General features: G+C 72.6%; 17 protein-coding genes. 2 read left to right on the top strand and 15 right to left on the bottom strand.

The genetic code is table 11. The annotated features are described in order from the left end of the window. Nucleotides 1–525: 525 nt before the first annotated feature. Both KBZ10_RS18725 and KBZ10_RS18730 read right to left on the bottom strand, forming a co-directional pair. The gene (locus KBZ10_RS18725; protein WP_210988880.1) at nucleotides 526–819 is read right to left on the bottom strand and encodes an AzlD domain-containing protein; all 294 of its coding nucleotides are present in this window, start codon (nucleotides 817–819) and stop codon (nucleotides 526–528) included. 35 nt (nucleotides 820–854) lie between these two features. Further along, a complete protein-coding gene (locus tag KBZ10_RS18730) occupies nucleotides 855–1538 on the bottom strand; it encodes an AzlC family ABC transporter permease (RefSeq protein WP_210988804.1) in 684 nt (227 codons plus the stop codon). 69 nt (nucleotides 1539–1607) lie between these two features. Here KBZ10_RS18730 and KBZ10_RS18735 point away from each other — a divergent pair, with 69 nt between their 5' ends. Next, nucleotides 1608–2186, top strand: a complete 579-nt coding sequence (locus KBZ10_RS18735) for a helix-turn-helix domain-containing protein (protein WP_210988805.1) — start codon at nucleotides 1608–1610, stop codon at nucleotides 2184–2186. A gap of 89 nt (nucleotides 2187–2275) precedes the next feature. On the opposite strand, the gene fabG is transcribed toward KBZ10_RS18735, so the two are convergent. From fabG to KBZ10_RS18785, 10 genes are all read right to left on the bottom strand, one after another. Then, on the bottom strand, nucleotides 2276–2995 hold the full coding sequence (fabG, locus tag KBZ10_RS18740; protein ID WP_210988806.1) for a 3-oxoacyl-ACP reductase FabG: 720 nt from the start codon (nucleotides 2993–2995) through the stop codon (nucleotides 2276–2278). Nucleotides 2996–3219: 224 nt separating this feature from the next. After that, nucleotides 3220–4302 carry a branched-chain amino acid aminotransferase gene (locus KBZ10_RS18745; protein ID WP_210988807.1) on the bottom strand — a complete coding sequence of 361 codons (1083 nt, stop codon included), beginning with the start codon at nucleotides 4300–4302 and terminating at the stop codon, nucleotides 3220–3222. Between the two features lie 95 nt (nucleotides 4303–4397). Further along, a complete protein-coding gene (locus KBZ10_RS18750; protein ID WP_210988808.1) occupies nucleotides 4398–5963 on the bottom strand; it encodes an acyl-CoA carboxylase subunit beta in 1566 nt (521 codons plus the stop codon). Further along, nucleotides 5960–6751: a 4'-phosphopantetheinyl transferase superfamily protein gene (locus tag KBZ10_RS18755; protein WP_210988809.1), complete on the bottom strand. Its 792-nt coding sequence runs from the start codon at nucleotides 6749–6751 to the stop codon at nucleotides 5960–5962. Before KBZ10_RS18755 ends, KBZ10_RS18750 begins: the two co-directional genes overlap by 4 nt. Next, nucleotides 6748–7659 carry a fumarylacetoacetate hydrolase family protein gene (locus KBZ10_RS18760; protein ID WP_210988810.1) on the bottom strand — a complete coding sequence of 304 codons (912 nt, stop codon included), beginning with the start codon at nucleotides 7657–7659 and terminating at the stop codon, nucleotides 6748–6750. The genes KBZ10_RS18755 and KBZ10_RS18760 overlap by 4 nt, the downstream gene beginning before the upstream one ends. A 1-nt stretch (nucleotide 7660) precedes the next feature. Then, the gene (locus tag KBZ10_RS18765) at nucleotides 7661–8083 is read right to left on the bottom strand and encodes a thioesterase family protein (protein ID WP_307847505.1); all 423 of its coding nucleotides are present in this window, start codon (nucleotides 8081–8083) and stop codon (nucleotides 7661–7663) included. A 5-nt stretch (nucleotides 8084–8088) separates the two neighbouring features. Then, complete coding sequence (locus KBZ10_RS18770) at nucleotides 8089–9960, bottom strand: acyl-CoA dehydrogenase (RefSeq protein WP_210988811.1); 1872 nt, start codon at nucleotides 9958–9960, stop codon at nucleotides 8089–8091. Nucleotides 9961–10075: 115 nt separating this feature from the next. Continuing rightward, nucleotides 10076–11299, bottom strand: a complete 1224-nt coding sequence (locus KBZ10_RS18775; protein ID WP_210988812.1) for a beta-ketoacyl synthase — start codon at nucleotides 11297–11299, stop codon at nucleotides 10076–10078. Then, on the bottom strand, nucleotides 11296–11538 hold the full coding sequence (locus KBZ10_RS18780) for an acyl carrier protein (protein WP_210988813.1): 243 nt from the start codon (nucleotides 11536–11538) through the stop codon (nucleotides 11296–11298). Before KBZ10_RS18780 ends, KBZ10_RS18775 begins: the two co-directional genes overlap by 4 nt. 121 nt (nucleotides 11539–11659) lie before the next feature. Beyond that, on the bottom strand, nucleotides 11660–12679 hold the full coding sequence (locus KBZ10_RS18785) for a beta-ketoacyl-ACP synthase III (RefSeq protein ID WP_210988814.1): 1020 nt from the start codon (nucleotides 12677–12679) through the stop codon (nucleotides 11660–11662). Between the two features lie 198 nt (nucleotides 12680–12877). On the opposite strand from KBZ10_RS18785, the gene KBZ10_RS18790 reads away from it, so the two are divergent. After that, complete coding sequence (locus KBZ10_RS18790; protein WP_247702609.1) at nucleotides 12878–14251, top strand: FAD-binding oxidoreductase; 1374 nt, start codon at nucleotides 12878–12880, stop codon at nucleotides 14249–14251. A 542-nt stretch (nucleotides 14252–14793) separates the two neighbouring features. Here the strand turns inward: KBZ10_RS18790 and KBZ10_RS18795 are convergent. The 3 genes from KBZ10_RS18795 to KBZ10_RS18805 form a co-directional block, all read right to left on the bottom strand. Further along, on the bottom strand, nucleotides 14794–15219 hold the full coding sequence (locus tag KBZ10_RS18795; RefSeq protein WP_210988816.1) for a hypothetical protein: 426 nt from the start codon (nucleotides 15217–15219) through the stop codon (nucleotides 14794–14796). 85 nt (nucleotides 15220–15304) lie between these two features. Beyond that, nucleotides 15305–15772 (bottom strand): hypothetical protein, encoded by a 468-nt coding sequence (locus tag KBZ10_RS18800; RefSeq protein WP_210988817.1) that lies wholly within the window; start codon nucleotides 15770–15772, stop codon nucleotides 15305–15307. Then, nucleotides 15769–17841, bottom strand: a complete 2073-nt coding sequence (locus tag KBZ10_RS18805; RefSeq protein ID WP_307847506.1) for an RHS repeat-associated core domain-containing protein — start codon at nucleotides 17839–17841, stop codon at nucleotides 15769–15771. Before KBZ10_RS18805 ends, KBZ10_RS18800 begins: the two co-directional genes overlap by 4 nt. Nucleotides 17842–17864 lie beyond the last annotated feature (23 nt).

Here is a 17864-nt window from a genome sequence, read left to right on the forward strand (position 1 = left end):
ATCCGGGGGAAGGTCCGGCGCGGGATCCGGCGGAAGGTCCGCTCCGCCCTGTCCCGCCACGCGAGAGGCGTACCGGAGCTCTGCCGGAAAGCCGGACGTCATGCGCTCGTCCACGGTAACCCCCAGATACCTATGGCGACAGGGTGGTCCAGGTGCGGGTCGGCAAGGTGTGCGCACAGCGGAAGGAGCTTTTCGATCACTTCCGGCAGGACACTACTCGGCATATGACCGGACGGGCAAGTGTGGTCGTTATGTGAGATGGCTGAAATGCGCGGGCGGCCGTGCCGGCGACGCCGGTTTTCGGGCCGGAAACAGGACGGAAACGCGGACAGCGAGGCCGGGAAATGTCGGTGGTCCGGAGAAATGCCCCGCGCCGGAAAGGGAAATCCCGCCCCGGCCCCGCCGGGCCCCGCCGGGCCCCTCCCGCCCCGCCCGTCCCCGGACGGCGGCGGGCGGCCCCGGCCGGGGCGGGCGCGAGTGAACGTCAGGGGGTACGCGGCGGGCTCGGCTGGGGGCGCCGGCCGCTCACGGAACTCCGGCGAGCCGCAGCAGCGCGGCCACCCCCGCCGCCGCGAGCACCACGACGAGGAACGGCGCCCTGCGCCAGGCGAGTACCCCGCCCACCAGGACCCCGGCCGGCCGTGCGACCCCGGCGAAACCGGCCCCCTCGGTGAGGGCCGCCGTGGCCGCCAGCGCGGCGAGCAGCACGACCGCCGAGACCTCCAGCAGCTTCTCCGCGCGTTTCGGAAGGGCGACCTTCGCCCGCAGGGCCGGTCCGGCGAGGCGGAGCAGGAACGTCCCGCCGGCCAGGACCAGCATGGCCGCCAGCGCCGGGGCCAGGGGCACGCCGCCGCTCACAGGGTGGCTCCCTTCCGGGCCCTGGTGGTGAACAGCGGCAGCGCGGCCAGGGCGACCAGGACCGGCAGCCCGGCCGGGAGGAAGGCGGAGGAGGCCAGGGCCAGGGCGGCGCCGGCCAGCGCGGTCCGCCGCAGCGCCCGCTCCTTCATCGCGGGGAGGATCAGGGCGAGGATCACCGCGGGGAACATGGCGTCCAGGCCCAGGGTGCCGGTGTCCTCGACGACGCTGCCGAGCAGCGCGCCCAGCGCGGCGCCGGCGGGCCAGACGGCCAGGATGCCCACGCCGCACAGCCAGTACGCGGCACGCTTGCGCGCCGGATCGTCCTGGGCGATGGCGAAGACGACCGTCTCGTCGTTCATCAGGTGGGTGCCGAGCAGCCCCCGCCAGCCGCGCCCCAGCACATCGGGGACGGCCAGGCCGAACGGCAGGTGGCGGGCGTTGACGAGGAGCCCGGCCAGCACTGCGGCGACCGGGCTGCCGCCCGCCGCGATGATGCCGATGAACAGGAACTCCGAGGAGGCCGCCAGGACCAGCGCGCCCATCAGGACGGGGAACCACCAGGTGAACCCCGAGGTCACCGCGATGGCGCCGTACGAGAGGCCGATGACACCCACGGCGAGGCAGACGAGCGCGATGTCCCGTAAGAGGCCCTGGTCCAGAGTTCTCCACATCGAACGCATGACGCCTATAATGAACAGCAGCCAGAACGTTCGTCAAGGCGAACGACCGACCATTGGAGCGAACGCGCCGTGTCCGACGCCGACCCCGGGGCCCCCGGCCTCAAGCCGCCGATCGAGGCGATCGCCGCGTCCCTGCGGGCCGAGCGCACCCGGGCCGGGATCTCCCTCACCGAAGTCGCCCGCCGCGCCGGAATCGCCAAGTCGACGCTCTCCCAACTGGAGTCGGGCGCCGGCAACCCCAGCCTGGAAACCCTCTGGGCGCTCTGCGTGGCCCTGGAGATCCCCTTCTCCCGGCTGCTCGCCGCTCCCCGGCCGCGGGTCCAGGTGATCCGCGCGGGCGAGGGCCCGGCCGTCCACTCCGCCCGGAGCAGCTACCGCGCCACCCTCCTCGCCGCGTCCCCGCCCGGAGCCCGCCGCGATGTCTACGGCGTCGCCGCCGAGCCCGGGCCGCGGCGCTCCTCCGACCCGCACCAGCCGGGGGTCGTGGAACACGTCGTCATGAGCGCGGGCCGGGCCCTGGTGGGCACCGCCGACGAGCCGGTGGAACTGGGCCCGGGCGACTACATCTGCTATCCCGGCGACGTGCCGCACGTGTTCCAGGCGCTGGAGCCCGGCACCCGCGCGACCCTCGTCTCCGAGCACCACTGAGCCCGCGGCGCTCCCGCCCCGCCGCTGCCGCTCCACCCCGGCGCACGCGGCCTCCGGGCGACGGCGCCGGTACGGCCGGGCCGCCGCCCTCAGTGACCCATGCCCAGGCCGCCGTCCACCGGCAGGACCGCCCCGGTGATGTAGGCGGCGTCCGCGGAGGCCAGGAACCGCACCGCCGCCGCCACCTCGCCGGGCTGCGCACCGCGCGCCAGCGGCACCCTGCCGAGCACGGCGTCCCGCTGCCGGCCGGTCAGCGCGCCGGTCATGTCCGTCTCGACGAACCCGGGCGCCACCACGTTGCAGGTGATCCCGCGCGAGCCCAGCTCGCGGGCCACGGACCGGGCGAAGCCCACCAACGCGGCCTTCGAGGCGGCATAGTTGGCCTGGCCGGCCGCACCGAGCAGCCCCGTCACCGAGGAGATGAGCACGATCCGTCCCCGCCGGGCCTGCACCATCTCCCCGGCCGCCGCCCGGACCACGCGGTAGACGCCCGTCAGATTGGTGTCCAGCACCTCGGTGAAGTCCTTCTCGGACATCCGCAGCAGCAGCCGGTCCCGGGTGATGCCGGCGTTCGCCACCAGCACCTCCACCGGGCCGTGCGCCGCCTCCACCTCCTTGAACGCCCGCTCCACCTGCGCGGCGTCGGTGACGTCACAGCCGACGCCGAGACAGCCGAGCCGGGCGGCCGCCTCGGGCGGCCCGCCCGTGCGGTAGGTCAGGGCGACCCTGTCGCCCGCCTCCGCGAAGGCGCGGGCGACGGCGAGGCCGATGCCCCGGTTCCCGCCGGTGACGAGTACCGAACGGCTCATGATTCCCACACGTCCTCTCTCTCCTGTGGACGGACTGACGGACTGACGGGCAGGCGGGCAGGCGGGCAGGCGGGCAGGCGGGCAGGCGGGCAGGCGGGCAGGCGGGCAGGCGGGCAGGCGGGCAGACGCGCTGGTTGACGGACTGCCGGAACCGGCGGGCCGGCGGATTGACGGGCTGCCGGGGTGACGGGACCGGGGGAGCCGCGGGCCGGTCCCGGCACCCGTCAGGCGATCTTGTGTACCCAGCCGAACGGGTCCGGCCGCGTCCCGTACTGGATCCCGGCGATCTCCTCGGCCAGCCGTGAGGTGACCGGTCCCGGCACACCGCCGCCGATCGTCCAGCCGCCGTCCGCGCTCCGGACGGAACCGACCGGTGTGATCATCGAAGAGGTCCCGCAGGAGAACACCTCGGTCAGCGCCCCCGACTCCGCGTCGGCCCGCCACTGCTCCACGCCGACCCTCCCCTCCTCGGCCCGGTAGCCGAGCTCGTCCGCCAGCGCCAGCACCGAGTCCCGGGTGACCCCGGCCAGCAGCGTCCCCGACAGCGCCGGAGTGACCAGGCGGTCGCCGTAGACGAAGAACAGGTTGCTGGTGCCCATCTCCTCCACCCAGCGGCGTTCCACGGGGTCCAGCCACACGACCTGGTCGCAGCCGTCCCGCCGGGCCTGTTCCTGGGCCACCAGGGTGCCCGCGTAGTTGCCCCCGCACTTCGCCTCGCCGGTGCCGCCGGGCGCCGCCCGGGTGTGCTCCCGCGAGATCCAGACCGACAGGGGCTTGGGTCCCGCGGTGAAGTACGCGGCCGCGGGGGAGGCGATCACCATGAAGCGGTAGGCGGCGGAAGGCCCGTAGAAGCCGATGGTGTGCTGCGTGGCGATCATGAACGGCCGCAGATACAGACTGCACCCCGGCTGCTCCGGAACCCACTCCCGGTCGGTGCCGGCCAGCAGTTCCAGCGCTTCGACGAAGGTCTCCTCGGGCAGTTCCGGCATCGCCATCCGCGCACAGGAGCGGTTGAACCGTGCCGCGTTGGCGTACGGGCGGAAGGTCACCACCGTGCCGTCCGGCCGCCGGTACGCCTTCATGCCCTCGAAGACCTCCTGACCGTAGTGGAAGACCTGGGCCGAGGGGTCGAGCACCAACGGACCGTACGGGTGCAGCCGGGCGCTGTGCCAGCCGCGGTCCCGGTCCCAGTCGATGCTGATCATGTGGTCGGTGAACACCGTGCCGAAACCGGGCGACGCGAGCAGCTCCGCCCGCTCCGCGGCGGGCAGCGGGACGGCCGGCTCGGTGGTGAAGGTGAGGGTCATGGACTCCGCTCCGGGACGTGGATGTGGATGTGGACGTGGTCGTGCGGCCGGGCCCGGCCGTGGCCGTCCTGCGGAACGGCAGGCGAACGGCGTTGTCACAGCGGTGAGTTGGCGTGCTTGCGGAAGGGCTGCTCCACATGCTTGGTGCGCAGCATCCGGAAGGCGCGGATCAGCACCGGCCGGGTCTCGGCCGGGTCGATCACGTCGTCGACCAGCCCGCGCTCGGCCGCGTAGTACGGGTGCATGAGCTCCGACCGGTAGTCCTTGACCACCCGGGCCCGCACCGCCTCCGGGTCGTCGGCCTCCGCGATCTGCTTACGGAAGATGATGTTCGCGGCTCCCTCGGCACCCATGACCGCGATCTCGTTGGTCGGCCAGGCGTACGACAGGTCGGCGCCGATGGAGCGGGAGTCCATCACGATGTACGCCCCGCCGTACGCCTTGCGCAGGATGAGCTGCACCCGTGGCACGGTGGCCTCGCAGTACGCGTACAGCAGCTTGGCCCCGTGCCGGATCACCCCGCCGTGCTCCTGGTCGACCCCCGGCAGGAAGCCCGGCACGTCGACCAGGGACAGCAGCGGCACGTTGAACGCATCGCACATCCGCACGAAGCGGGCGGCCTTCTCGGCGGCCCGGCTGTCCAGCACCCCGGCCAGCGAGACGGGCTGGTTGGCGACGACGCCGACCGTCCCGCCGCCGAGCCGGGCCAGCCCGCACAGGATGTTCGGCGCCCACCGCTCGTGGACCTCCAGGAAGTCGCCGTGATCGACGATCTCCTCGATCACCCGGCGCATGTCGTACGGCAGCCGGCCCTCGGCCGGGACCAGGCCGAGCAGCGCGTCGCCGCGCCGGCCGGCCGGGTCCCCGCTCTCCACGGCCGGCGGCTCCTGCCGGTTGTGGGACGGCAGCAGGGACAGCAGGTAGCGGACCTCGCTCAGGCAGGTCCGCTCGTCCTCGTACACGAAGTGCGCCACACCCGACCGTTCCGCGTGCACGTCGGCGCCGCCGAGCCGCTCCCGGGTGACGTCCTCCCCGGTGACGGCCCTCACCACGTCCGGGCCGGTGACGAACATCTGCGAGGTGCCGCTCACCATGAACACGAAGTCGGTCAGCGCGGGAGCGTACGCGGCGCCGCCCGCGCACGGCCCCAGCACCACCGAGATCTGCGGTATCACCCCGGACGCCCGCGCATGGCGGCGGAAGATGCCGCCGTACCCCGCCAGAGCCGGGACGCCCTCCTGGATCCGGGCCCCCGCCCCGTCGTTGAGCGAGACCAGGGGCGCACCGGCCGCGACGGCCATGTCCATGATCTTGTGGATCTTCGCGGCGTGCGACTCGCCGAGCGCGCCGCCGAAAATCCGGAAGTCGTGCGCGTACACGAACACGGTGCGGCCCTCGACCGTGCCCCAGCCCGTGATCACACCGTCCGTGTGGGGCCTGTGCTCCTCGATTCCGAAGCCGGCCGCCCGGTGCCGGCGCAACTGCTCCACCTCGTTGAACGACCCGGTGTCCAGCAGCAGCTCGATGCGCTCACGGGCGGTCAGCTTCCCCTTCGCGTGCTGCGCCTCCGTCGCCCGGTCGCTCGGGCCGCGGCGGGCCCGTTCCCTGGTGGCGCGCAGCTCGGCCACCCGGCCGGCCGCGCTCTCCTGCTGGACCGTCATCCCCACTCCTCCTCCTCGGCGGCCGGCGGGCCGCCGGACCCGGCGACGGCACCGGCCGGCACGGCCACGGCGGGCACGGCACCCGTCGGCACGGCACCGGCGGGCCCCGGCACGACCGGCCCGGCACCCGCCGGCACGGCCACGGCGGTGACGAGCACACCCCGCCCGCACGCCCAGCGCCCGGCCAGCTCGGCGGGCAGCGCGCCGCGCCCCCGTCCGTGCGCACCGGGCTCCTCGATCCGCACGCGGAACGCGCCCGCCGCCGGGCCGAGGGAGACCCGGGCCTGCCGGAAGCCCAGGAAGCGGCCCTCGGCGGGGAACCAGGCCTTGTAAACGCTCTCCTTGGCGCTGAACAGCAGCCGGTCCCAGCACACCCCCGGCCGCTCCGCCAGCAGCGCCCGCACCCGGGCCCGCTCCCCGGGCCCGGCGATGTGCTCCAGGACGTCCGGGGGGAGCGGCAGCTGGGGCTCCGCGTCGATACCGAGCGCCGCGATCCCACCGCTCCGGGCCACCGCGGCGGCGGTGTAGCCGCGGCAGTGCGTGATGCTCCCGACCACGCCCCGGGGCCACCGGGGCGCGCCGCGCTCCCCGGCCGGGACCGCCCCGGCCGGCACGCCCAGGCGCTCCAGCGCCCGGTGCGCGCAGTACCGGCCGCCCGCGAATTCGCGGCGGCGGCCGGGTGCCCTGCCGCGCACCGCGGCCTCCTCCGCGCGGTACACGGGGAAAGCGGGGCGTTCTCCGAACACCTCCCAGCAGGCCGCCGCCTCCGGCAGCAGGCGCCCGATCACCGGACCTCCGCCGGAGCCGGGCCCGGGACGCGGGCCGGGACGCCGCCGGGAACGGCGGAACGGCAGCGCTGCCGGTGCGCGCCCAGCCCCGACACCTCCGCCTCCACCAGGTCCCCGGCGCGCAGGAACGGCTGGTCCGGACGGCCGAGCGCGACCCCGCCCGGCGTCCCCGTCAGCACCACGTCACCGGGGTGCAGCACCATGAACTGGCTCAGATACCAGATGAGATGGGCCACGTCGAAGACCATGTCGCCGGTGGTCCCGTCCTGCATCAGCCGGCCGTTGACCCGGCAGGTCAGCCGCAGCCCCTGCGGGTCGCCGGCCTCATCGGGGGTGACCAGGCACGGGCCCAGCGGGCCGAAGGATTCGAAGGACTTGCCCTTCACCCACTGGCCGCCGCGCTCCAGCAGCCAGCTCCGCTCCGACACGTCGTTGGCGGTGGCGAACCCCGCGATGTGTGCCGGCGCGGCGGCGCGGTCCGGAAGGTACCGGGCGGTACGCCCGATCACCACCGCCAGCTCCACCTCCCAGTCGGTCTTCCGCCCGCTCGGCGGCAGCAGCAGGTCGTCATACGGCCCGGCCAGCGCGGACGGCGCCTTGCTGGCGACGACCGGCTCGTCCGGCACCGGCAGGCCCGCCTCGGCGGCGTGCGCACGGTAGTTGAGCCCGATCGACAGCAGATGCCCGCCCGGCCGGACCGGCGGCCCCACCCGCTCGGCCGCCGGATCGACCGCGGGCAGCGCGGCGGCCTCCCGCTCCAGCCGGGCCCGCACCCGGCGCAGCGCGTCCGGGTCCAGGGCCGGGCCGGTCCAGTCGGGCACCCACGCCGACAGGTCCCGGACGGTCCCGCCGGGCCCGACCGCACAGGGCCGCTCCCGTCCCGGCGGACCGATCCTCAGCAGCCGCATCTCAGCCGGCCTCCGGGGTCTCTTCGAGGTACTTCGCGAAGAAGCGGGTCTCCTCGTCGGTCAGCCGCCGCGGCCGGCCCGCGGCGTAGTCGAACGGCGCCATCACGGTCGAGGCGGTGGCGTACACCAGATCGCCGTCCTTGACGGTGTAGTCGATCGTCACCGTCGCCGACTGGAGGGCGGAGACCCACATCTCGATCTCGACCGGCCGGTGCCGGTGCACCAACTGCCGGTGGTACCGGATCCGGTGCTCCACCACCACCGAGCCGCCCCGGAAGAAGGCGTCCCGCTCGGTCGGCGCCATCCGGAGGACGAAGTCGACCCGGGCCTCCTCCAGATAGCGCAGGTAGGAGACGTTGTTGACGATCCCGTAGACGTCCATGTCCGACCAGCGGACCGGGCAGGGGTAGCTGTGCCGTGTCACCGCGCTCACCCCTCCCCGCCGGCCGGGCGGCCGTCCGGGCCGAGGGCCCCGGTCCACCGCTGGAAGGCGGACACGTAGTCGTCCGCCGCGATCGGCGCGCGCAACAACTCCGGTGACAGGTTGAACCCGTCGATGAGCAGGCCCGCGTACGGCCGGAGCTCCGCGCACAGCGCGTCGGCCTCCCGGGGGAGCCGCTCCACCTGTTCCGCCGTCAGCACGCCGCGCGCCAGGAACCAGCCGGCGTCCCGCCGCACCTCGCTCAGCCCGTACAGGGCGGCCAGCAGGGCGAGCGCCGCGCGCGCCGACTCGTCCCGTGCTCCGTCCACGGCGGCGGTGAAGCACTCCAGCGCCGTGCGCACCCCGCGCGCCCGGGCCATCTCCAGGCCGGAGTTGAGGGTGTCGTTCCACGCCTCGAAGTAGGTCCGGTCTCCCGGGCCGTCGTCCATGGCCGCCCGGGCGGCCCGGAGCAGTTCCCGCTCCCGGTGGCGCAGCGCCGCCAGCAGGAACCGCGGGTCCCGCGGGTCCCGTCCCCGCGGGTCCGGGGGCCCGTCCGGCTCGCCCCGCCCGCTGCCGTCGTCACTGTCGCCGTCGTCGTCGCCGCGCGCGATGATCTGCCCGGCGGTGGTGGCCAGCAGCACCTGGTTGTCGCCCTCCGCGGTGACCAGGCCCTGGAGCAGCGAGCCGTAGTCCGCGATCCGGTTGGCGCTGAAGATTCCCTGGGCCCCGCAGCGCTCCCGGCAGACGGCGACGACCTCGCTCATCTCCCAGGTGGTCAGCGCCTTGGTGATGGACACCAGGTCGTTCACCCGGGCCGGTACGGAGTCCGGCGGCACGGCCGTGAACTCCCGCTTGGCGTGGTTGAGCAGCAGCGTCATGGCGTACGTCCCGGCCAGCGCCGTGAACAGCGCGAGCTGGTGACTGCGGTACTCGATGACCGGCAGGTCGTTGCGGCCGGGGGCGTTGGTGAGCCGCCGCTCGGCGTACCGCAGGGCGGTGTACACGGCGGCCCGGCCGGCGCCGGTGGCCGCACTCGACACGCACAGCCGTCCGGGGATGATGCGGTTCATCGCCCGCAGGAACTGCGTGCGCCGGTTGCCGGCGGACGGGCGGAACACGCCGTCCTCGCCGAATCCGCCCGCGCCGCCGTGGAGCAGATTGCGGCGGGGGACGCGCACATGGTCGAACCAGGTGAGGCCGTTGTCCAGGCCCTGCACCGGCTTCTCCGGGCAGGGCGCGGCATGGACGCCCTCGCACAGTCCGCGGCCGTCGCTGATCCGCACCAGGAAGGGGTGGACGCCGTGGTCCCTGCCGTCCGCCTTCAGCCGGGCCATCACCACCGCGAGCTTCGGGATGTCCCGGAACCCGCTGTACGACATGTACTTCTGCGCGAGCGGATCCGGGGTGTTGAGGACGAACTCCCCGGCCGCGGCGTCGAGTACGGCCTCGGTGCGCAGCGCGGCCACGTTGTTGCCGTAACCCAGTTCGGTGGCCATGAACGGGCTGAACGAGTCCAGCCGGTCGAGCTCGTCGACGAGATCCTTGAGGTCGTCCCGGCCGTCCCCGTGCTCCAGGACCGTGCCGAAGGCCAGGTTGTAGTGGACCATCAGCAGCGAGAACGTGGAGACGTCCACCAGGGACGGCCACTCGGCCAGGGCGAACAGCCGCCACGGGTCCGCCAGGATCTGCCGCGGGCGTTCCAGCGCCGCGTGCACGGCCCGCGAGCGCTCGTAGGCGAGCCGCCCGGCCTCGGCCGCGGTCAGCCCCTCGCGGGGGTCGAACACGGGGTCGAGCAGCAGCTCGTGGAGGTCCTTGTGCGTCTGCTCGTACCTGCCGTCGAAGAGGAGCCGGGACAGGTCGGCGGAGGCCGACGGGGTCATTGCTGGGTCCTTTCGGTCCGTGGAGGCCGGTGGGAAGGGCTGGATGCGGCGCTGTGCGGCGCTGTGCGGTGCGGCGCGGCCGGGTGCGCGGCGGGCGGACCCGGCCGGGCGGCGGTCAGGCGGACGCGATCAGCAGGGCGGCGTTCTGGCCGCCGAAACCGAAGGAGTTGGTCAGGGCCACCTCCACCCGCTCGTGCAGCGCGGCACCGTGCACGACGTCCACCTCCACCCGCGGGTCGACCTCGGTGGTGCCGGCCGAGGGCGGGATCACCCCGTCGCGCACCGTGAGCGCGGCGAACACCGCCTCGACGGAACCGGCCGCGCCCAGCGGATGCCCGGTGACGCCCTTGGTCGAGCTGACCCGGACATCCGTCCCGGCCACCCGCCGGATCACACCGGCCTCGATGACGTCGTTGAGCGGTGTGGAGGTGCCGTGGGCGTTGACGTACCCGATGTCCCGGCCGGTCAGCCCGGCGTCCGCGAGGGCCGCCCGGACCGCCAGCTCGGCTCCCCTCCCCTCGGGATGGGGCGAGGTCACATGGTGCGCGTCCGCCGAGGCGCCGTACCCGATCACCCGCGCCACCGGTCGTACACCGCGGGCCCGGGCGTGCTCCTCGGACTCCAGGACGACCACACCGGCGCCCTCGCCCAGCACGAAGCCGTCCCGTCCGGCGTCGAACGGGCGGGAGGCGCTGTCCGGATCGTCCAGCCGCCGGGACAGCGCCCGCATCCGGGCGAACGCGGACACGTACAGCGGGGTGGCGGGGGCCTCGGAGCCGCCCGCGACCACGATGTCGGCCAGTCCCGACCGGATGAGCTCCCGGCCGAGGCCGATCGCGCTCGCCCCGGCGGCGCACGCCGTGCACGGCGCCATGCAGGGCCCGTTGGCGCCGATGTCGATGGCCACCTGGCCCGCCGCCATGTTGAGCAATCCCATCGGCAGGGTCATCGGGGAGACCTCCGACGGCCCCTCCTCGATCAGCACCCGGTGCTGCTCCTCCAGCGTCGCGGTGCCGCCGGCGCCGGAGCCGAGGATCACGGCCACCCGCGAACTGTCGTCCCAGGAGCCGGGAGTGAGACCCGCCCGCTCCAGTGCCTCGCGCGCCGCGGCGATGGCGAACTGCGTGTAGCGGTCCCACTGCCAGGCGTCGCGCACGCCCAGCCGGGCCGCGTCGAAGCCGGGCACCCGGCAGGCCATGGTGACCGGCAGGCCGTCCAGGCAGGCGTGGTGGGCCGCCGTCGGCTTGCCGGCGACCACGCGGTCCCAGCTCTCCTCGACTCCGGCACCCGCGGAGGTGACCAGCCCGGTCCCGGTGATGGCGGCGGCGAACCCGGTCATCGGACCGCGACGCCCTTCCGCTCGGCGAGCGCGACGATGTCGGCCACCACGGAGATCTCCGACAGCTCCTCGTCGCTGATCACAATGCCCAGGCGCTTCTTCAGGGCGGTGGCCAGCTCGATCTGCGACAGCGAGTCGAGACCGAGATCGTCGAACGTGGCCTCGGGCACCACCTTCTCGGGGTCGAGACCGAAACGGGCGGCGAAGACCTCGGCGACGGAGTCGTGCAGGGAGCTCATGGTGATTCCTCCTGGGACGGTGTTCGGGCATGACGGTGCCGTGCCGGTGGGACGGCATGACGGTGGAAGGTGGACGGTGCGAGGCGTGCCGGCGCGAGGCGCACCGGCGGACAGACGGAGATCAGCCGACGGGTTCGGCGGGGATGCCGGGCCAGACGAGGACGGTCGAACCCCAGGACAGCCCGGCCCCGAAGGCGGACAGCAGGACCCGCTGGCCCGCCCGGAGTTCGCCGCGCGCGGCGTAGTCGTTCAGCAGCAGCGGCACCGACGCCGACAGGGTGTTGCCCACCCGGTCGATGTTCACGGCGACCCGCTCCTCGGGCAGCTCAAGTTCCTCCGCGACCGCTTGCAGGATGCGGAGGTTGGCCTGATGGCCGGCCAGCCAGTCGAGGTCGGCCACCGACCGGTCCGCGCGTTTGAGAACCGCCCGCGCCGACTGCGTCATCCGCTCGACGGCCTGCGTGTACAGCGGACGGCCCTCCATCCGCAGGTACCAGTCCGCCGCCGGCACCGCGCCGTGCCCGGGACCGCCGTCCGCGGAGCGCTGCCGCGCGCCTCCCGCCGGGATGGCCAGCAGGTCCGCCAGCGCGCCGTCGCTCCCGAGATCGAACGGGCCCAGCGCGCCGGGCTCGTCCGGCTCGCCGCGGCGGAGCACCACCGCCCCGGCACCGTCACCGAAGATCGGCGCGGTGGCCCGGTCCTCCGGGTTCACCAGCGTGGTGAAGGCCTCTGCCCCGATGAACAGCACCCGGTCGGCGGTGCCGGAACCGATCAGTCCGGCCGCGGTGGCGAGCCCGTACAGGAAGCCGCTGCAGGCCGAGGTCAGATCGAAGGCGGCCACGGTGCCGAGCCCCAGCCGGAACGCGACCTCGGGCGCCACCGCCGGGCACAGCCGCTCGGGCGAGGTGGTCGCCACCACCACCGCGTCCACGCCGCCCGTCCCGGCCGAGCGCAGCGCCCGGCGGCCGGCCTCCACGGCCAGGGCTCCGGTCGACAGGCCGCCGGAGACGACCCGGCGCTCCCGGATGCCGGTCCTGGTGCGGATCCACTCGTCCGTGGTGTCCAGCGTGCGTGACAGGTCGTCGTTCGTGACCCTCCTGGGCGGGAGGAAACCCCCGATGCCCGTGACCACTGCCGTCATCAACCCACCCTCCTGATGGCCGCCGCCGGCGGCCCGGCCTCGGCTGCTTTCAGGCTTCCCGATGGCCCGGCGGCCGGGCAATTGGCCCTTGGTACAGGCCACTTGACGTGTACAAAGGGCCAATTGCCGCCTCTGGCGCCCGGTGCGAACCTCCCGGGGATGAGGACGACATCTTCAGATCTCGCTTCGGATCCCGCTTTGGATCCCGCTTCGGATCTCGCGAAGCTCCTCCCGGACGGACGGGTGATCGGCGACCCGGCCCGGCTGGCGTCCTTCGCCCATGACGAGGCGGCGGGCGCGCCCTGGTCCCTTCCGGCGGCCGTGGTGCGGCCCCGCGACACCGCGGAGGTCGTGTCCGTCGTGCGGTACTGCGCCGAGCGGGGCGTCCCGGTGGTCGCCCGCGGCGCCGGCACCGGGCTGTCCGGCGGCGCCAACGCGGTGGACGGCTGCGTGGTTGTCTCCTTCGCCGCGATGAACCGCATTCTCCGCATCGACCCCGACGAGCGGCTGGCCGTGGTCCAGCCGGGCGTCGTCAACGACGACCTCCGCGCCGCCTGCGCCGCCGAGGGCCTGTGGTACCCGCCCGACCCGGCGAGCGCCCCGTGGTCCACCCTCGGCGGGAACGTCGCCACCAACGCGGGCGGCCTGTGCTGCGTGAAGTACGGCGTGACCCGCGACTACGTGCTCGGTCTGGAGGTGGTGACCGGCCACGGCCGGGCGGTCCGCCTCGGCCGCCGCACCGCCAAGAGCTCCGCCGGGTTCGAACTGGCCGGTCTGCTGGTCGGTTCGGAGGGCACCCTCGGCCTGGTCACGGAGGTGACGCTCAGGCTCCGCGGCGAGCGCGCCCCGGAGCACACCGTCGTCGGCTCCTTCGCCGACCTGCCCGGAGCGGGCCGCGCCGTGGCCCGGGTGGTGGCGTCCGGTGTGGTTCCGAGCGCCCTCGAACTCGTCGACCGCTACTGCCTGCGCGCCGTGGACGAATGGAAGAACATGGGACTCACCGACGGCGGCAACGTCCTGCTGCTGGCCCGCTGCGACGCCCCCGGTGCCGCCGGCGAGCAGGAGGCCGCCACCGTGCTGGCCTGCTTCGAGGCGGCCGGCGCCACCTGGAGCGCGCGCTCCCGCGACCAGGCCGAGGGCGACGCCCTGTTCGCCGCCCGCCGGCTGGTCTACCCGGCGCTGGAACGGCTGGGCCTGGTTCTGAGCGAGGACATCTGCGTGCCCCGCACCCTCGTGCCCGAGATGCTCGCCCACCTGGAGCGCACCGCCGGACGGCACGGCGTGCGCATCGCCGGACTCGCCCACGCCGGGGACGGCAATCTGCACCCCATGCTCGTCGTGCCGCGCGGGGACGAGAAGGAACTGGCCAGGGGCCGGGAGGTGTTCGAGGAGATCGTGGACCAGGCGATCGCGCTGGGCGGTACGGTCACCGGCGAGCACGGGGTGGGACTGCTGAAGATGCGCGGCCTGGCCAGGGAATTCAGCCCGGCCGTGCTCGACCTCCACCGCGGCATCAAGCAGGTGTGGGACCCGGCGGGCATCCTCAACCCGGGCAAGGTCTTCACCGCTTGAACGGCCGGGCAGACGGTCCCGGAACCGGGGTCGGGGCCCGGCGGTGCGGCGCGGCCGGTGCTCCGACTCCGGTGTCCCGGGCGCCCCGGGACTCAGCGCTGGTAGAGGCCGTACAGACGGAGCGACACCCCTGGACACGGGCTTCCGGCTGCGTCTTCACGTCACCGCGCGCCCGCGGATCGTCCGGGTTGAGGTCACCGACACCCGGACCGAGCGGTTGCCGTCCCGCGCGGCCTCGGTCTCGTGGTGCCACTGCTCAAGCCGGGACTGGAGTCCGGGGGGGACCGGCAAAAGGGTGTCACCTGCTCGGTACTCGTGGTCTCGTGGATGGCCGGTGATCACGGGTCCAGTTACCACTGGCGTAGAGCAGGGCAGGCAGGGACATGTGCGGAGAGGTAGGCGAGGCGGGTTGTGTCCTGGCACCGTTCCGATACCACCCAGCGCCTTCGTGAGGGGCCGGCAGTCGGGGGTCCGCGTTCAGGGCCACCGCCTCGGTCAACTCCCGTGCCGGCCTGCGACTCCCGCCGCAGGCCGGTATGGGGCTATCGGTCGGTGACTCCGGGAACATCGACCTCGTAGTCCTTCAGCATCCGGACCGTGCGTTCCCACGTCTTCTTCCCCATGTAGGGAAAGGCCTTCTGGAAGGGGACATCCTCGCCCAGCAGGGCCTCGATGACCTGGAAGTAGACTGCCTCCTTCAGAGTTCCGCTCTTACTGGTCATCAGTTGTTCCGTGAAGTCGAAGCAGCGCTGTAGAAGTTCCAGGTCCGGCGAGTCGGATCTCAGTTCAGGAATGATGATCGGTTCCATGAGCGCGTCGGTCAGAATGTCGTATACATCTGTCCAGGTGTCCTCGACCCTGACCGCTTCGGGAGCAGGCATTCCGTATTTGTCGGCGAAGTACTCCGCCGTCTCCGGAATTATGTCGAGCAGCAGGCGAGGGAATTCCTCTTCGCTGATCTCACTCATGGTGGGTTCAGCTCACTTCGGTATTGTGGTCCGGATTTGACGGCGGCCTGCCGCACACATCGGTGCACGGCAGGCCGGAGGATTGTCAGGCGCACCCAGGGCCGTTGGGGTCGCAGACGCCGCTCCCGTTCTGTTCCCTGAAGTAGGGATCCTGGCCGCCGCTGAGGCCGAACGGGTCGAAGACGTCCTTGAACAGCTCCCACGCACCTCGCTTCACGCCGTACTCCTGAGTATAGCTCGGCGCCTGAGCCACTGACACGGCTCCCCCTGCGATGCCGAAAGCCCTGGCGAAGCCGCGCACGCGAGTGGGCTGACCGACCGGCTGTGGCCCCTTGTGCTGGACCGGCTCGAACTTCTGGCCCGTGAGATGCTTCATGGCGGACGCCTTCATGATGTCGTCGAAGTTCTTCTTGATGTGAGCCTTCCTGGCCGGTTCAGCTGACAGTGCCTTCTCTACCTTTCCTGTTACGTCACGGGAGTTCACGGCTGCCCAGAGTTCTGCGGCTTCAGCCTTCGCGATCTTGAGATCCGTGTCGGACAACAGGTTCGTCATTCCCTTGCCGGTCTCGCGGGCCTTCCTGTCTTTCTCCAATATGTTGGACAGGTTCCGAAGAGCCCCCCCCAGCCCTTCTGTAGGTGCCATTCGTCCTTGTTGGGCAGGCGCTCGCCTTTGTTGAACTCGTAGATGATGGCCGTCGCTGCCTTGCCGTCGCCCACGACCGATTTCGCCGCCGGCTTGGAGTAGATGTTCATCAGGCCCTTGCGCAAATCGGTATTGCTGACAGTCGGAGCAGTGGCGCGAGGCCTGGTCAGTCCCGGGTTCCTGTTCGGGATCTTGAGTGCGTTCTTGACCAGTTCGAGGATCTTGCTGATGACACGGCCCAGGCGGAAGAACTCACCGTTCGGGTCGGAGTACACCAGCGGGTTGTTGTTCCCGTAGGTGTAGCCGTGCATCTGCTGCACGTCGGAGAGGTCTGTCACCGGGTCGACGGAGATGAACCGGCCCGTCGCCGGGTCGTACTCGCGTGCGCCGAGGTGGGTGAGTCCGGTGTCCCTGGTGTCGTTGGTGCCGCCGACGAAGCCCTTGGAGCCGGGCCAGGAGGCGGGTGCCTGACCACGGATGCCGCCGAAGGGCAGCACCCGCCGCTGGTTCAGGGCCAGGTCGCCTGCGGCGACGGCCAGCAGTCCGGTGCCGTGGTGGTCGCCGATCGTGAACCAGAAGGAGCCGTCGTCGTTGCGGATGGCCCGGTTGCCGTCGCCGAGGTCGAAGTAACGGGTGGCCTTCGCCTTGGCGGCTCCCTTGTCCAGGGTGACCTCGGTGTGTCCCAGGTACAGAGTGGTCCGGGACCCGGTGCGGGTGATCAGCCGTTCGCCGTCGGCGCCGTAGAGGTACTCCGTGACCTTGCTGCCTTCGGTGACCTTGGCGAGGTGGCCCTCCGCGTCCCAGTCGAGCACTTGGTCGCCGCGATGCGTGGTGTTGCCCGTCGCGTCGTAGTCGTACGCGGTGCGGGCCGTGCCGCCGGGGTCATCGGTTGTGACGGAGGTCAGGGTATGGGCTTGAGGTGTGCCGGGCTCCGGGTAGCTATAGGTGCGCCGGGTGTCCTTCGCGCTGTCCCCTCCGGTGTCGTGGAGGGTTTCGGTGAGCCGGTTGCCGACCTTGTCGTAGGTGTACGAGTGCCAGTACGGGGCCGGTCCCGCGACGACACCGCCGGAGGGGGCCGCGACGCAGGTCTTGTCGGCCTGCGTCCAGGCCTTGGTCAGTCGGCGCAGGTGGTCGTAGGCGAAGCACTGGTTGTCGGTGCCGGTGCGGGACACGTCCGCGACGGACAGGACATTGCCGGCCTGGTCGTAGGTGTAGCTGAGGTTTTGGTCGACGCCGTTCTGTTCTTCCCGGTCGACACGGCGCGTGGCCAGCCGCTGGGTGCCCCATTCATGAGTGTTTTTGGTCTCGACCGTGCGGCCGAGCTGGTCGTACGCGGTCGTCCAGACGTTGCCGGCCGGGTCGGTCACCTTGGACAGCAGGCCGGACGGTGTGTACGCGTAGGTGGTGCTGTCGTAGGGGGCGTCCGCCCTGCGCTCGTGGTGCTTCCGTACCTCGGTGGTGTTGCCGCGAACGTCGGTGAGGGTCGTGGTGGCGGTCTCGCCGACCGGTGGGATCACCGTGGTGCGGTCGCCGCTGTGGTGGGTCGTGGTGGTGCTGAGGACGGTGCCGCCGTCGCCGTTGCCGGCGATCTGCCGCACCCGCACCGGGCGTGCCAGACCGTCGTAGGTGGTGTGGATCTGGGATTCCACGGCCAGTGCGTCGACGGGCTTGAACAGCTCCGTGGCCGGAGGGCCCTCGGCGTAGTAGGTGTCGAAGGTCTTGGCCGGCAGACCGCGTTCGTCGTAGAAGACGTCTGAGATCAGCCGGCCGCCGTCCGGCCCCGGTGCCTGGGACTGGCGCTCCCGCAGAAAGCCGTCGTAGATCTTGTACGAGGTGATCTGGCCACCGTTGTTGTCCAGGAGTCTCGTGGCGACGGTGAACCGCTCCGGGATCGAATCTTGAGTGGGTTCTTGACCGGTTCGGCCGCCCAGAGGGCGCCGCCGGAGCCGGAGGCGGCGCCCGCCCCCGGCGCACCGCACCGCGGCGGTGCGCCGGGCACGGC

Source organism: Streptomyces sp. F63, from assembly GCF_018070345.1.
In the GTDB taxonomy this organism is placed as follows: Bacteria; Actinomycetota; Actinomycetes; order Streptomycetales; family Streptomycetaceae; genus Streptomyces.